This is a genomic window from Actinomycetota bacterium, from assembly GCA_035536535.1.
GTDB lineage: Bacteria > Actinomycetota > JAICYB01 > JAICYB01 > JAICYB01 > DATLNZ01.
The window spans coordinates 1-14,921 of record DATLNZ010000093.1; the positions used below are offsets into that span (position 1 = coordinate 1).

The following is a 14,921-nucleotide window of genomic DNA, read 5'->3' on the forward strand; positions in this document are numbered from 1 at the left end:
CTCGTGGGACCTTCTCGGCTCCGCGGCCTGGGCGCCTCCCGGCGGCTGGTTGCCCTGGATCCTGCTGGTGTGCGCGGGGTGCGGATGCCTGGCTCTCTCCGGAGTGACGGCGTCGGGTCTGGCCGGCGCACCCCGAGGCACTGCGGAACCTCGACTCAGCCCCGACCGAGGCAGTCCCCCAGTGCAGAACTGACGCCCGGTGACGGGATACACGGGACTTCCGATGCACGAGTCCTGAAGCTCGGCACACTCGGGGAGTCTCATACGGGGCCCGTGGGCGCTTCTGGTCACACGGTGGGCATCGAACGGGGAGCGCGCTGGTGAAGGGCGGGTGTCTCGAGACAGACGATGAGCGCGCCTCCTCCAGTGTGAACACGCCCGACGCGCTCGCGGGGCAGGATATTGCCCCGTCCGACGTGGTTGGACCGGGCGGCCTACGGAAGTCCGGTTGCGTAGACCGTCGAGGACGCCGACAGGGCCGTCCGGCCCGCGATGTCCTGCGCCACCGCGTGGACGTTGTGCGTGCCCATCGAAGGCGTCCACGGGACCGACCACCCGTCAGAGCGGTCCGTGTCGGTGCCGACCGGAAGGTTGTCGGAGTAGAAGGTCACGGAGCCGACACCGGACATGGAGTCGGACGCCTGTGCGGACAACATCTGCGCACCCACGGCGACACGCGGGAGTCCCAGAGGTGCCTCGAGCCCGACCGGATCAAGGGAAACCGACGGCGGCTGGAGGTCGATGTTCACGGGGGTGGACTTGACCGCCTCGTCGTTGCCTGCCACATCGAACGACTTGTAGTTCAACGAGTGCATGCCTTCGCCCGCGGCGATGAAGTCAACCGAACCTGGAGGCGCGGCATTGAGCGCGCTATGCGTCGATGCGCAGCCGGAAGTGGCATCCGAACACGAAGGCAAGTGGGTGATGTGGCTCGGGTCCAGGTACCAGCCGTTGGCGCCGTCCGGCGGAGACATGCTCACGGTAGTCGCAGGCGCGGTCCCGTCGATCCTGACGATGGTCGTGACTGGTGGGGAGTTGTTGCCCGCGACATCGGTGCTGGACGTCACCACTGAATGGGCGGCGTCGCCGGTCACCTGAAACGACATCTGAGCTCCCGGGACCACGGTCGTAGGTCCGGCGCCCACGCGCCAGGAGATCGACTGACATCCGGAACCGGGGGACAGATCGGTACAGGACCGGCTCACGGTCGCTGCGGATCTGTACCAGCCGTTGGAGCCGTCTGGCGGGGACAGCGAGACGGCGCCGCCTGGGGCGAAGGTGTCGATCTTCACCACGATGCTCTGAGGAGGCCCATAGGTCCGGGAACACCCGAAAAAGCAGAAGACGTCCACCTCCTGATAATTCACGGTAGTGATTCCTTGCATACCCAGCGAGACGGAACCAGATCCGTGGATGATGGCCGCAAGAGGACCGTTGTTGAACCTCACTTCGATCTCGTCGCACGTTCCCGTGCACGACAGGAACACGGAGACGTTGGACCGATACCAGCCACCGCCGCCCAGGAACCCGTTCAACGAGACGTTCACGCCGGCGGAAGCCGGCTGTCCGACCATCAGCATGACCGTGGTCAAAAAGGCGAGCAGCAGCTTGCGGCGCATTTGGAACCCCCCCAGCGTCAGAAATCCTCGCAGGGGGCAATTTTCGACACTTTTGTCCAGATTCCTTCTTCCGGCCGCCGGCTACAGCATGCTGGATGTGGGTGAGCAGGCGATAGGAATCTTCGGCTCCCTCGACGTTCGGGTGAGGCCCGGCTTCTGACGGGACTTCCAATGCGACGTCGCAGGACCGTCGCGCTGCTGGGTGCCGGCTACGCACTCCTGGCGTCGGCGTGGGTGATGGCGACTCCTCCGGGCGCCGGTCCCGACGAGCCGGCCCACTACGTCAAGGCGGCCGGTGCTGGTGAGGGCGATCTCCGGGGGTCACTTCCTCCGGAGGATCTGCCAACGGGGTCCGAGAGGACGTCGTGGCTGAACCGGACCAGCCGCAGGTATGAAGTTCCCTCCCGGTTGTCCGCGAGGAACCTGCCGTGCATCGGTCCAGACAGCGCAGCCGTCACGTGCACGAGTCCTGAAGCCCGGCACGCTCGGGGAGTCTCCTACGTCGGGACGTATCAGCCGTGGGCCTACGTGTTGCCCGGACTGGCAATGAGGCCCGCCTCGGATGCTCAAGCCGCCTTGCGTGCAGGACGCGCAGCCTCGGCGGCGGTGTGTCTGGGACTCCTGGTCGCGGCGGCCGCCCTGTTGTGGGACCCCCGGACCGGCGGGCTCTCCCTGGCCGGTCTCGTCGTCTGCGCGACCCCGATGGTTGTGTTCGTGCTCTCCCAGCTGTCCGGCAGCGGACTGGAAGTCGCCGGGACGCTTTGCCTGGCGTCGGCACTGATCCATCTTTCGCGGGACGGACCGGCGTCGAGGTGGGCCTGGCTGGCAGTTGGCGTTGGGGGCGCCGCAGCCGCGTCCACCCGGTCGCTCGGCCCGCTTTGGGTGTTGCTGTCCCTCGGCGGGACGGCCTGGGCCTTTGGCGCCCGGCGATTGTGGTCCGCCGTGCGGGCGGGGGGCCGGACCGCCGCCGCGGCGCTGTCCGCAGTTGTCGTTGCTTGTGCCGCCGGAATCTGGTGGGAGGTCAGCTTTCAGCCACATCCACAGGCCACTCTGTCCGGCATCCTCCGACTGATCCCGCGGGCGTGGGGGCAGATGCCGGACGCCGGGCGCCACGCTGTCGGCGTCTTCGGGTCGCTGGACGTGTGGATGGGCGCCTCTGCCTACATCGCCTGGGGACTGATGCTCGCCATCCTCCTGGGCGTCGCGCTCACCATCGGAAGCACCCGGGAGCGGGGGGCCATCATCCTGCTGGCATCGGCCGTGGCCGGCATTGCGATGCTCCTTGCCGCCGCGGTCATCCTGCCCACCGGGTTCCGACTGCAGGGACGGCACGTCCTGCCTTCGCTCGTGCTCGTCCCTCTGATCGCCGGTGAGGTCGTGTCGCGCGCTGTCTCACGGGCGTCCCCGAGTCACGCCAGCCTGGGGCACCGGACGGCCCGCACTGTCGTCCCGTTCCTGGCGTTCGCCGCGGCAGCGCTCCACGGCGTCGGGTGGATGACGAACACCCGCTACGGGTTCGGTGACTCCTCGAGATGGCATCCTCTGCGATCCGCGCTCTGGGCGCCTCCGGGAGGTTGGCTCCTTTGGATGTCGGTCGCCGCGGCAGGCTGCGCCTGCTTTGCCGCCGCAGCCATCACGGGGTTGCCGTCGCGGCATCAGCTCCGGTCGTACCAGGGGCCTCCTACCGAACTGGATACACTTGAGCCTCGTCCGGACTAGGAGCATCAAGACCGGACGTGTTCATGCGCCCGTAGCTCAAATGGACAGAGCGTCTGACTACGGATCAGAAGGCTAGGGGTTCGAGTCCCTTCGGGCGCGCAGGGTTACTGCAGGTCAGCGGCTCCCGCACTCTCCCCATGGCTCCCTTGGGTGGCCGTTTGTCACTTACCTGTCACCTAGAGGGTTTCCAGGCCCACTAGCGCTGCCACTCTGTCGGCGGCCTCGGCCTCCATGGACGGGATCGCGTGGCTGTAGGTGTCCATGGTCACGACGATGCTCGAGTGGCCGAGCCGCTCCGCCACGACCTTTACGTGCGTGCCTGCCTGGAGCAGCAACGTCGCGTGCGTATGGCGCGCGTCATGGAGCCGGATCCGCGGCAGTCCCGCGGCCGCAGTGAGCCTCTCGAAGACCTTCGAGATCCGGTCCGGATGGTGGTAGCGACCGTCCTCGCGAGTGAACACTAGGCCGCTGTCGTTCCACGCGCTCCCCCACTCCAGCCGCTCTGCCGCCTGCCGTGCCTTCCACCGCTTGAGCACCGCCGCGGTCTGGGTGTCCAGCCATATCTGTCGGCTCCGACCCGTCTTGGGCGCATGGACCCTGACCTCGTACCCACAGCTGGCGACGAGCTGCTGGCGAATGGACAGCTTTCGGGCTTCCAGGTCCACGTCCTCCCACCGGAGACCGAGCAGTTCGCCCCGCCGCATTCCCGTGTGGAAGGCCATGTGCCACAGCGGCGACAAGCGGTCCTCCTGCACGAAGGTCAGGAAAGCCCGGACCAGTTCAGCGCTCCACGTGCGCATCTCCTTGCGATCGCCGGCGCCGGTGGCTCGTGCCGGCCGGACGACGTCCGCGGGGTTACGCGCCAGCTGGCCGCGCTCGACTGCGCGACGGAAGGCTCCGCGCACCAGGACGTGGACGTACTGCACCGACCGCGGGCTGAGGCCGCCGGCGCGGAGCTCCTCGTACAGCCGCTCGAGGTCCCGCGGTGTCACGTCCACCAACCGCCTTGATCCGAGCCGTGGGACCACATGGCACCGCATGATGCCCTCGTAAGAGTCGAATGTCGTGGGACGAACCTGGGTCCGCTTGAAGGGCAACCACTCGTCCGCCAGGTACGCCTCAACCGTCAGTCCGGTCGGTCTCTGGTAGGTCCCCTTCCGGAGCTCGACCAGGATCTCGTTCAGGCGGTCCCGGGCCGCCTTGCGAGATGGAAACCCGCCCTGGCTCCGCTGGACGCTTCGACCGTCCACTCTCTCCGACCAGTACGCGGTGAACGTAGATCCTCGCTGCCTTACGAATCCGGTCCCTCGCGGCGCCCGCCTTCTTCTGGCTCCTGATGCCTTGACTCCATCGCTTCCACCCACCGGCCTGCCCCCTTCTTCGCTGTCTCCATGCGCGCCTCGTTGAAGGCGTCGTCGTGTCCTTCCACCCGTCGAAGCGTCCAGTCGTTGGTCAGATTCCCCTTGTGATCTCGCCCCTCGAGGCGAAGGATGACCCGGCCTCGCATCCACCACGAGGCCACGCGTGCCGGCACCGGGATGATCCCGCCGAAGTCGACTTCCTCCGCGCGATTGGCTGGGTCCAGCAGATCCGGGACAGCCACGCCCAGCACCGCGGCCAATCCCCAGAGCTCGTCCACCGAGACGGTTCGCTGCCACGTCTCCACGGCCGAGACGGTGGCGTGGCTCCACCGGTGGCCGAGGGTATTCATCCGGTCGGCCAGCTCACCCTGGCTGAGGTGGTTCCACCCTCGCCAGGCTTTGATGTTCTCGGCTAGGACCTGACTGAGAAAGCGGCTCCCTGGAGCCGGCTGGCGACCCGTTCTACGTTCGGTTCGCGGCATATATCCCTCCCTTCATCCGTGAGACTGATTCTGTCATTTTCCCTCTGTCACCGCCACTTTGTCGGCTCCATCGGGTAGATCTACTGATAAACGTTCAGCAAGAGGAGGAGGTACATGACACTGCGGGAGCTAAGAAAGGCCCGGGATCTCACGCTCGAGGCAGCCGCTTTCCGCTGCTCGCTCGGGTCCAGCACCATCTCGAAGATCGAACGGGGCCTGGTCGTGCCGTCCACCCGGACGGTCGCCAAGCTTGCCAGGGGACTGGACACATCCATCGCGAGAATGCGCCAGATCCTCGAGGAGACGTCTCGTGCAGCCGCCTGAGGATCTGCCTGAGGTCCTCACGGTCCAGGAGGCCGCGGCCTTCCTGCGGATCGGCCGCGATGCGGTCTACGCCGCGGTTCGGAAGGGAGAGCTGCCAGCGATCCGGATTGGGCGTTACGTGCGCTTCAACCGCGACCGACTGCGGGCGTTCGCGGGGTCCCTGGAAAGGGAGGGTCCCCCGGGAGCTCTGACGCGTCCCGGGGGCCAGGCGAGGGCCGCTACGACCTCCGGCCCCACCTCCGGCAACGACAACCAGCAGGAGAGCAGGGGAGGGCGATGACGGACGTAACGCGCGACGTGAAGGGCAGGATCTTCGTGGACGTGGACTGGGACCTCGAACTCGTCGGAGACGATGAGCTCACTGGCATGAGCGACGCCGTCGGACTAGCGGTTGTGAAACTCGATGGAACGACCGTGGTGCAGATCGCCGCCGGCGAGACGTTCGTGCGTCTGCACCTGAATGACACCCAGTGGCTAGCCCTTGCAAAGGCACTCTTGGGGGCCCTGGGTGATCTCAAAGTGCTGCTCCAGCCTTCTCTCTCCGGGTAACGCGGGAGCCGCTACGTGGGCCGCGCGAAACGCGAACCCATCCCGCCGGGCATGGTCGACTACGAGGCCGAGCTCAGCCTCATCGACGTCCTTGTCGGCTGCGACCGCTACGAGCCCTGCCCCTGCGGTATGGATCACCGCCTGCTGCTCGAGGGGATCTTGAGCGAAGTGGATCCGGGCTACTTCGTGTTGGAGACCACCCGGATCGTGTTCAACGCCGTCCGTGCCTGGCACCGCCAGGGCCGCTTCTGGACGTGGGAGGACGTCGCTCGCCTGCTCCTGCGGGAGGGCTACTCCAAGCCCAACGTCCTGCGCTTCATGGACCTCGCCGGCTACGCCGGCATCCACCGACGGACTCCCCAGTACGTCCTGCGACTCAAGCTTGCCCGAGGGGATCGCGCTGCCTGGCGCAAGCTCCAGGACCAGATGGCCCGGCTCTGCTCCGGTGACAGGACGGTTCTGCAGGAGCTCGTCTAGTGGCCAACGAGATCCGCGACGCGGTGGAGGCCTTGGACGCGGTGAAGGCCCTAAAGGCGGTCGAGTTACCCGAGGCTCCGGGCCTCATGCTCACCGTCGACCAGCTGGCCAACATTCCCCCGCCGGCGTGGCTCGTCGAAGGGCTGCTGCCGTCGGCTGGGCTGACGGTAGCGTTCGGGCCGCCGGCGTCGCTGAAGTCCTTCCTCGCCCTCGATGTCGCACTCAGCGTGGCCAGCGGCTGCGACTGGCAGGGCCGCGAGACCCGGCAGGGCCCCGTGCTGTACATCGCCGCCGAGGGGGTCTCGGGCTTCTACCCGAGAATCCAGGCATGGCTGACCGTGCGGCCCAGTACCGACCTCAGAGCGTTCCGGCTCGTGCCCCGTGCGCTGAATCTGCTGGACCGCGCTGACCGGGACACGCTGCTCGAATGCGCAGAGGAGCTCGAGCCGCGGCTGCTCGTGGTGGACACCCTCGCCCGGTGCATGGTCGGCGCCAACGAAAACGACACGGCGCCCATGGGTCGCGTTGTCGAAGCGCTGGACGAGGTCCGGCGCCGGCACGAGACAGCGTCGCTCGCGGTCCACCACACGACGAAAGACGGCGGCTGGGCCCGCGGGTCCGGAGCTCTCGCCGGCGCCGCCGACACGATGCTGCGATTGAAGCGCAGGGATCAGCACCTGGCGCTGGAGACCGAGAAGCAGAAGAACGCCGCCGAGGGTGAAGCGATCCGGTTGAGGTTCAGGCTCGCCGAGGACTCGGGGGTCCTGGAGCTGGATGAGGCGCCGTCCATCTCCTGGAAGGGACCGACGAGGGCAATGCAGCACGTCTCCCAGGTCCTGCAAACGACAAGCGGCCCCCTCACCGGCAATGCCATCGAGAAGCTGGTGAGGGGGTTCAGGAGCGATACAGTACGCGACGCGCTGAACCAGCTCGTCGCAGAGGGGTGCGTGCGGAGGGAGAGCGGGCCGAACAGGTCGCAACTCCACTACTTCGTGCGGCCGTACTCGGATCCTGACGATGGCTAATCCCGGTGCGTCCAGGTGCGTCCCGGTGCGTCCCGGACGCACTCCCTCTGGGTGCGTCCCGGGGGTTCCCCCCTACGGGGGGAACCACACCCAGCGGCGCGCTCCTTCGGCTTTCATTCGCCTGGGTGCGTCCCGGACGCACTCGCGGATCCCGTCAGAAACTCATCACGCTTTGGGGCCGAGCCGTCCGGTCTCGGGAGCAGGGTTGGATCGAAGGCTCGCCGTCAGCGCGTGCTGGGTAGAAGAATCGGAGCTGGGTCCGGTCAATTGACACGGGCGTCCCTTGACTGAGCCTCGGAGCAACGACCTGCTGCCAAGCGGTGCTCACAAGCTGTCCGATAAGCGCCCCGACGATAGTCAGAGCCATCGCGAACCGGACGGAAACCACGCCATCGCGGGTGCCGAACATCGGCGGCAGGACGAAGTCCGTCACGGCGCCATCGCCGTCGTGGCGGAGCTGCTGGGCGGGGGTGCCCGGAGGACCCTGGGGACCCCGCAAGCCCCGGTAGGGGGTCACCCCCCGTGCGAGTTCGACCCTCGCCTGCGGCACTGTTTGCAAGTCGAGCTACCCCTATCTGTCACCTGGCCTCAAGGGCTTGATACGTCCATGACCGCTCAAGCAGACGGCCAGTAATCCATACGTCGTTTAGGGCGACTTCAACTCGTAGCTGTCGCCTAGAGCGACTCCACGCCGATGTTGATGCCCCGCTTCGCGAACTCCTTGGCAAGCTGGATCCGCGCGTCCTCGACCGAGTCCTCGAAGGGGATGTACACGAGACCGTGGATATCGGATGGTCGCTCAATCGCCGTCTGATGACGCAGAAGAATGGCGACCCGTTCGCGTCCGAGTTTGGAGAGGAGCATGCCCAGCTCGAGCACCACGTTCTGCCTCGCCCTCGGCCGCGCCTCATTGGGCTTGCCCTTCGGGTAGCCCTCATCGTCGGGCGTGGCAAGGACGACTGCGAACGACACGTCATCCGACGCGTACTTCTCGAGCTTCTCAATGACCGTGGCACCCTCGGAAGCAAGTTGGTCCATGATCAACGGTTCGAGGCCCCACCTGCGCAACATTGCCTCAAGTTGAGTACGCGCGTCGAGGTCGTGGCCATACACGACGAATACCTTGCGCGACGACATTCTTCCGTCGCGGTTCGCCTCATGTGATCCTGCGTCGTCGAGCCCAAGTGCCTCCCGAACCTTCTCCGCCCGCTTGCCCTGGCAGGTCACGGTCCCATTGTCGAAACAGTTCACGATGGCACCGCCCTTGAAGCGAAGCTGCTCGCCAGTGTCGTTCGGAAGGCGTTTTCGGTCCTCCAGGGACGAACCCTGCAGCCTTGAGAGCCTTCTGAACGTCGTCAGCTGACATTCCCACCCCCGTTGGCGAAGGGAGGGAGCTTACCCCGTCGTCTGATGGCCGATAGCGGAAACGGCCGTGTCAGCCGCCTCCGAAGCTCCTTCGCCCCGGTTTCACCATGGCCTTCCACACGCTCGCAGGGGCCGGCCGACATAGGTCACTCAGGCTGCTCTTCCCCGTTGGACTCCGGCAGATGTTTCCGGCGGGTTAGCTATCCCCCGCAGGATCCCGGCCGCAACAGCCTTGGCGTTGTTGCGCTGCTTGGGCTGAGTCCGGGCTCCGAATGGACGAGACCCCGTCGATGAGAGTCGTGCGACGGTGTAGAGCAGTGGAAAGGACGGATGACGATGTCGGAGCAGGATGTGTCCGGAAGCACGCAAGCCGCTGACTTCGAGAACATCACACCCTCGAGCGTTTTCCTCCCGCGCCTCGCTGCTGGACCGGACAACGATCTGCACCTGCCGAAGCTCAACGACCTCGGCCTCGACTGGATTCGCATCGAGGCGTGGGAGTGGCAGGGCCTGCGCCAGTGGGCCGACTGGTGGGAAATGCATGCGATGCACGACGCTTCGCAGGAGCGGAGGTGGGCGGAACTGTGTTGGCTGTTCGGCTCGACTGCGGAGGTCGTGCTGCTCTGCCTGAGTGCCTCGGTCGAAGTCGAACTGCTGCGCCGGGCTGTGGAAACGAACAAGCTCCCGACCATCTACGGCATGTCACGCCGGTGGTTCGGCGAGAAAACTGCAGACTCGGTGATCAGCGCGGGCGACAAGCTCGCCAACACCGTTCTGAGGATGCTGCTGCTCGAGGACGTGACCCTGGCGACGGCGGCGTTCACTGGAAAGGCGTTCATTCCCTTCACGGACGACAAGAGGAACTGGATCTCGATTCGTGATGCGAGCAAGCTTTCAGCTGCGTGCGGATCGTCCGCCGCCGGATTCGGCACGGCTGCCGAGGTGGTCCTCACCCTCTGGCAATCCGATGATTGGCGTCGGCTGACGAAGCTGCGCGATATCGACTACCACCGCGGGCGCCGCGAGACGGCCGGCGTTACGGGCGTCGCGCCGGACAACACCCTGTGGGATCGCATGAAGCGCGATGGCCAGGTTGGCTTCGGACGCGAGATGCTCCCGACCTATACATTCGCCGACGGGTACACGGACGAGGTCTGTGACGTCGCGACCAAGTCGTTGAAGGCACTCGGCGCAGCAATGGCCGAGGTGCGCGGAGTCTGGGACGCGTCAGCGGGCAATGTCGTTCGACGTCCTCGCCGCGCCGGCCAGTAACGCTACGGCGACTTGCGCTTGAGCCGACGCTCGTCGAGAGGCGGTCGGACCATCAGCTGGGGCATCTGTCGGAACCCCGTCTTCCATGGGGTCCGGGTTTTTGGTGGTCTTCCATGGGGTCCGCTCTGAGCCGGTTGCGCCGCGCAGGTTTCAGCGTCACCTCCACATCACGGCCCTGGCCATGTGCTGGACTACGGGATAGGTACGTGCTCGAAGCAAGTCGATTGCTTCGAGCTTCATGGCCGTGTGGCGGCCCAGAAGCCGGATGCAGAGCGCCTCTGCGCGGTCGGTTTCTGCCGTGTTCTCTCCCTCCGCGCGCAGTTCCCGGAGAGCATCGCAACGCATGACTCCAGGCGGTTCAGATCATCAGCTGGGGCATCAGTCGGACCCCCGTCTTCCATGGGGTCGGGATTTTGGGCGCCTTCCATGGGGTCCGCTCCGCCCCTCATCCTCGGTCCTCCCTAGGGCCCGGCCTCCTGGGGGCTTTGAGTCGCCCCAGGACTCCGCCTCCCCTCTGCCACGAGTTGAACCCCCAGCTAGCCCGTTGCCTATTCGGGTGCTATACTTATTTCAGTTCTGGGTATAAAATTAGTGTCAGTCCTAAGGGGAGCTAATGCGGTCAGCAACCGAGTTTGAGAACCCTTACCGCCCCGGCGCTGGTCACATGCCTCCGTACTTGGCAGGCCGCGACAGTGAGTTCCAGGAGTTCGACAAGCTCCTGACGCAGGAAACGATCCTCGAGAACATGGTGCTGACCGGGCTGCGCGGTGTCGGCAAGACGGTGTTGCTTGAGTCATTCAAGCCGCGGGCCGTGAAATCCGGTTGGCTGTGGGTCGGCGCCGATCTTTCGGAGAGCGCAAGCATCAGCGAGGAAAACATTGCCATGCGCCTGATGGCCGACCTTGCGGTCGCTACGTCCGCCTTCACGGCCGAGGTGGAAGGTCCAGCGTCACCCGGATTCAGGACAGAAGAACCTGCGCCATCCCAGGTGCCTCTTTCGTACGCCGTCTTGAGCGCGGTCTATGAAAAGACCCCAGGGCTTGTCTCCGACAAGATCAAGGCAGTCCTTGAGTTCGTGTACTCAGTCCTTCGTCAACACCATCGGAGCCGGATCATCTTCGCGTACGACGAGGCGCAGAACCTTTCGGACCACGCTCACAAGGAGCAGTTCCCGCTCTCCCTGCTCCTAGACGTGTTCCAGTCAATCCAGCGCAAGGGGATCCCGTTCATGTTGGTCTTGACTGGCCTCCCAACCCTGTTCCCGAAGCTAGTAGAGGCTCGAACGTTTGCGGAGCGAATGTTCCGCGTCGTGCTGCTCGGCCGCCTGAGCGACGACGAAAGCCGTCAGGCGATCACGAAGCCAATAGCTGAGGCGCAGTGCCCGATCAGGTTCACTGCGGAGTCCGTTCAAACCATTAGCCGTCAGGCGGGCGGCTACCCCTACTTCATCCAGTTCATTTGCCGAGAAGTGTTCGACATCTGGATCCAGCAGATTCGGGACGACGTCACTCCAAATGTCCCGGTAACGGAGATTCAGAACAAGCTCGACACCGACTTCTTTGCAGGCAGATGGGCCAAGGTCACTGACCGGCAGCGCGAACTGCTATGGGTCATCGCGACCGTCGTGAAGGAGGCGGATGAGTTCACCATCCAGGACGTAGCGGAGCAAAGCAAGACTCTGCTTCCTAAGGGGTTCGGTGCCAGCCACGTTAGCCAGATGCTCGCCAGCCTTGGCGACCACGGGCTGATCTACAAGAACCGCTTCGGAAAGTACTCGTTCGCTGTCCCGCTGTTAGGGGACTTCATCCTTCGGACTTATGACCCGCCCAACGTGCCCTAGCCGCTTTGCGTGAGATCTCCCGCTGCCTATCCGCGGGCAGCTTTGCCGCCCTTGCCTGCCCGTCCTTCGATCCGCCCTTCCGTCCGAGCGCTGCAGCTGGGTCCTTCCCCCGACATGTCCGTAACCGGCTTCTCGCCGGTCGCTGAGTCCACGATCCGCTTGGCCTTCACGTCGCGGGGCTTGTTGTCTCCCCATGCCACTCGGCTACAAGAGCGCTCAAGCACAAGTCGGGCAACGGCTGCTGGTCGTTGCGAGAGGGAGAGGGGGTGAACGCATGAGCGAGGGATATGAGTTCCGCGTCTGGCTCAGCAAGGATGGCTGGCGTTGGAACTTGCGTAGCATCGGCAATGACAAGCTGATCGCCACGTCCGGCGAGAGCTTCTACGACCAGGCGAGCGCTGAGCGGTCTGCAGCGCTGGTCCAGCGGGTCGCGGGGTCGGCTCCCATCCGCGTGATCAGGTAGGAGCCAACCCACACGACGCGCAAACGACGAGGGTGAGCGGTGTTTCCTCCACGAAGCCTTGGAGCAGAGTGGAATATCGCTCACCCTGGTGTATTTCCCGTTCGCACTTGCCGCAGAGCAGACCTTGCGGGTACTCGTCCTGTCGGACGATGAGGTCCGATTCGCTCATTTGGATGTCACTGTAGTCATACATCGGCCATCGACGAGATTCCTGAAACTGACCCACTACCGACCGTTCACGTCGGGTAACGCGGGCGCCGGCCCGACCCGGGCAACGAGGCGGCTTACAGGCACGGGGCCTTCAGCAAGCGACGCGTCGATCCACGGGGAGTCGAGATTGCCGACGAGCTGCTGTCCCCACCGTTGTGACCTCGCCGCCGACCGAGACCGGGTACAACGCGCCCCCGCCGTCCGTTAGACGTCGGCTGCAGGGAGTGTTCCTCGAGTCGGCCGCAGCCATCACGAAGGCTTCCAAGAAGGTCAAGGCGGAAGTCGCCAAGCCGAGCCGTCGAGGGAAGAAGATCAAGCGGCCGTCGTAGACCCAGCCGAATCATCGCCTGGCCTCCTCAGCCGCCTGAAGAACCAGGGGCTCTCGCGCAGAGCTTCCAGCTTGGCGGCCGAGTGCAGTTCGTCCAGATGGGGCTGAACGAGGGCCGCAAGACGCTCGACGGAGGACCCGTCTTCCATGGGGTGTCCCCCCTCGGCCGGTCTTCCATGGGGTGTCCGACCCGCCAGCCCTACGTCCCGACCGCGCGGGCAGCCAGATAGAACGGGTCGATCACTATGAGCTGGGCCGGGTACGACTCCTCTCGCGCCGGAGGTGGTCGAGTTGCAGTCAGGTGCGACACGCGGAAGGAGACCGCACCGGCGGTTCTACCTCCAAGCCGCGGGACCGGCAGACGGCGGTCGAGTCGGCGGACCGCGACGCGTTTGCTCGTCTCACCGAACAGGACGAGCTCTGCCTTCGTCGGGCTAGGCTCAGCCTGGAATGAAATGAGCACGAGCGTCAGCGTGAAGAGCAATCCAGGCGGCCATAGACAGGTGCATCCCCAAGGGTCTCCATCCGAAGGCAGCCGAGTAATTCGGCACCCTGGAGGTGTGGAAGACGGATGTTCGCATCCTCGACGAGGACGGCAACGACTGGCCGGACGTGTCGGACGAGCCTGAGGCCAGGCGTGACCGGGGGAGCGGTCCTTGAGCCGCGGGGACGGTCGGGTGATGTGACCTTCTGCGCGAGCGTGGGCGGAGCGGGACCTAGAATGGCGCACAGCCGTGGTGAAGCCGTTGTCGATTAGGTGGGCGTGAAGCCGGTGGATCGGGGGCGCATGGGTTCCCGGCGTCCGTGGAGATCCGGTGGTTTGCCTAGGCGACGGGCTGCGACTCCAGGTAGGACGCTGGTTCCACAGGGAGCGCTCTTCGTCTCCTGCGCCGTCGGCTCTTTCTGAGGCGTTTGTCGACTAGTTCTCTCACGGATAGCCATGGGGGGGGAAAGTGTAGGTTCGGTCGGCGGCCCTCAGCGGCGGTCCCCGCCGAAAGCCCTCTGAGCGCGGCTCAAAATCGCTGGAGCCGAGTAACGCGCGCTGTCCTGGGTTGGGGGCGAGGTCGTAGTTCTTGCCCACTTGCGGGCTAGCGCTAGACTACGCAATTCGGGCGCAGCATGATTGGGGGGGGGGCTGGGGTGAAGCGATCGCTGAGATACTGCCGTGTTTCTCGTGGCGGGACGTGGTTGGCTGGGGCAATGGCATTGGCGCTGTTTGGAGCGGTAGCAGTTGCCGGTATCGGGTTAAGGGCACCTGTGGCAACGGCGGACCTCAGTACTACGCCCGAGAATGAGCCCCCGAGCGACATGAGCACCGTATACGAGCCGGGATCGTTGGTAGCTGACGCGAAAGCGACCTTCGGGGCTCGCCTGGCAGGTGTGTGGATAGACAATCAGGTAAGTCCCAGCGTGTACAGGGTCGGTCTAGTGAATGTGTCCGTGGCCACAGATCAAGCCACGCTCGACCAGCTAACGAACGGGAATGCGCGTGTTCTGATCGATCCAGCCAACCACTCTACGTCTTTGAGTCAGCTCGAAGCGTATAAAACCACTGCCACCCGCATTATGCGCGAGGAAGCTGAGCCTGAGCCGTGGATGATTTTTCCGAATGATAAGACCAGCCGACTTAAGATCACCCATCGTGTGCCCCTTAAGATCCTAACGCGTTCTCGGTTGGACGCGGCAATACCTGGTTCGGTTCTTCAGTACGATCTGGATTCTACGTTCGCGGTGGTTCTAATCAGCGGTCACGGCGCGGCAAGGGTCCCACCCACGACGCGGCTCAATTACCCGCCCCACTACGCAGGATTGAATATGGGATCGGCCACGCCACAGGGCGTTCCCACATCCTGTACAAGCGGCTACACGCTCGTCGACCCGGAGAAT

Annotated in this window: 16 protein-coding genes and 1 tRNA gene; 12 read left to right on the plus strand and 5 right to left on the minus strand. The window is 65.0% G+C overall.

Features of this window, described 5'->3' with window-relative positions:
* Positions 1-434: 434 nt before the first annotated feature.
* On the minus strand, positions 435-1,619 hold the full coding sequence (locus VNE62_06485) for an Ig-like domain-containing protein (protein HVE91929.1): 1,185 nt from the start codon (positions 1,617-1,619) through the stop codon (positions 435-437).
* A 171-nt stretch (positions 1,620-1,790) separates the two neighbouring features.
* Here VNE62_06485 and VNE62_06490 point away from each other — a divergent pair, with 171 nt between their 5' ends.
* A complete protein-coding gene (locus VNE62_06490; protein HVE91930.1) occupies positions 1,791-3,338 on the plus strand; it encodes a DUF2142 domain-containing protein in 1,548 nt (515 codons plus the stop codon).
* 25 nt (positions 3,339-3,363) lie between these two features.
* A tRNA-Arg gene (locus tag VNE62_06495) sits at positions 3,364-3,437 on the plus strand.
* 77 nt (positions 3,438-3,514) lie between these two features.
* Here the strand turns inward: VNE62_06495 and VNE62_06500 are convergent.
* The gene (locus VNE62_06500) at positions 3,515-4,588 is read right to left on the minus strand and encodes a tyrosine-type recombinase/integrase (GenBank protein HVE91931.1); all 1,074 of its coding nucleotides are present in this window, start codon (positions 4,586-4,588) and stop codon (positions 3,515-3,517) included.
* A gap of 41 nt (positions 4,589-4,629) precedes the next feature.
* The gene (locus VNE62_06505; protein ID HVE91932.1) at positions 4,630-5,181 is read right to left on the minus strand and encodes a helix-turn-helix transcriptional regulator; all 552 of its coding nucleotides are present in this window, start codon (positions 5,179-5,181) and stop codon (positions 4,630-4,632) included.
* Between the two features lie 114 nt (positions 5,182-5,295).
* Here VNE62_06505 and VNE62_06510 point away from each other — a divergent pair, with 114 nt between their 5' ends.
* Genes VNE62_06510 through VNE62_06530 form a run of 5 tightly spaced genes read left to right on the plus strand, consistent with a single transcriptional unit; the run spans position 5,296 to position 7,556 of the window.
* A complete protein-coding gene (locus VNE62_06510; GenBank protein HVE91933.1) occupies positions 5,296-5,505 on the plus strand; it encodes a helix-turn-helix transcriptional regulator in 210 nt (69 codons plus the stop codon).
* Positions 5,492-5,785: a helix-turn-helix domain-containing protein gene (locus VNE62_06515; GenBank protein ID HVE91934.1), complete on the plus strand. Its 294-nt coding sequence runs from the start codon at positions 5,492-5,494 to the stop codon at positions 5,783-5,785. Before VNE62_06510 ends, VNE62_06515 begins: the two co-directional genes overlap by 14 nt.
* Positions 5,782-6,054: a hypothetical protein gene (locus VNE62_06520; GenBank protein ID HVE91935.1), complete on the plus strand. Its 273-nt coding sequence runs from the start codon at positions 5,782-5,784 to the stop codon at positions 6,052-6,054. The genes VNE62_06515 and VNE62_06520 overlap by 4 nt, the downstream gene beginning before the upstream one ends.
* A gap of 15 nt (positions 6,055-6,069) precedes the next feature.
* A complete protein-coding gene (locus VNE62_06525) occupies positions 6,070-6,531 on the plus strand; it encodes a hypothetical protein (protein ID HVE91936.1) in 462 nt (153 codons plus the stop codon).
* A complete protein-coding gene (locus tag VNE62_06530; GenBank protein HVE91937.1) occupies positions 6,531-7,556 on the plus strand; it encodes an AAA family ATPase in 1,026 nt (341 codons plus the stop codon). The genes VNE62_06525 and VNE62_06530 overlap by 1 nt, the downstream gene beginning before the upstream one ends.
* A 675-nt stretch (positions 7,557-8,231) precedes the next feature.
* Here VNE62_06530 and VNE62_06535 read toward each other — a convergent pair.
* Positions 8,232-8,783 (minus strand): TIR domain-containing protein, encoded by a 552-nt coding sequence (locus tag VNE62_06535; GenBank protein ID HVE91938.1) that lies wholly within the window; start codon positions 8,781-8,783, stop codon positions 8,232-8,234.
* Between the two features lie 468 nt (positions 8,784-9,251).
* Between VNE62_06535 and VNE62_06540 the strand changes: the two genes are divergently transcribed.
* From VNE62_06540 to VNE62_06555, 4 genes are all read left to right on the plus strand, one after another.
* Positions 9,252-10,193 (plus strand): hypothetical protein, encoded by a 942-nt coding sequence (locus VNE62_06540; protein ID HVE91939.1) that lies wholly within the window; start codon positions 9,252-9,254, stop codon positions 10,191-10,193.
* 613 nt (positions 10,194-10,806) lie between these two features.
* Complete coding sequence (locus VNE62_06545; GenBank protein HVE91940.1) at positions 10,807-12,033, plus strand: AAA family ATPase; 1,227 nt, start codon at positions 10,807-10,809, stop codon at positions 12,031-12,033.
* Positions 12,034-12,307: 274 nt separating this feature from the next.
* Entirely contained in the window at positions 12,308-12,496 is a 189-nt protein-coding gene (locus VNE62_06550) for a YegP family protein (GenBank protein HVE91941.1), read from the plus strand.
* Positions 12,497-12,861: 365 nt separating this feature from the next.
* On the plus strand, positions 12,862-13,035 hold the full coding sequence (locus tag VNE62_06555; protein HVE91942.1) for a hypothetical protein: 174 nt from the start codon (positions 12,862-12,864) through the stop codon (positions 13,033-13,035).
* A gap of 198 nt (positions 13,036-13,233) precedes the next feature.
* On the opposite strand, the gene VNE62_06560 is transcribed toward VNE62_06555, so the two are convergent.
* A complete protein-coding gene (locus VNE62_06560; protein ID HVE91943.1) occupies positions 13,234-13,518 on the minus strand; it encodes a hypothetical protein in 285 nt (94 codons plus the stop codon).
* A gap of 716 nt (positions 13,519-14,234) precedes the next feature.
* Here VNE62_06560 and VNE62_06565 point away from each other — a divergent pair.
* Positions 14,235-14,921 (plus strand): hypothetical protein (locus VNE62_06565; protein ID HVE91944.1); only part of this gene is annotated, 687 nt, incomplete at its 3' end.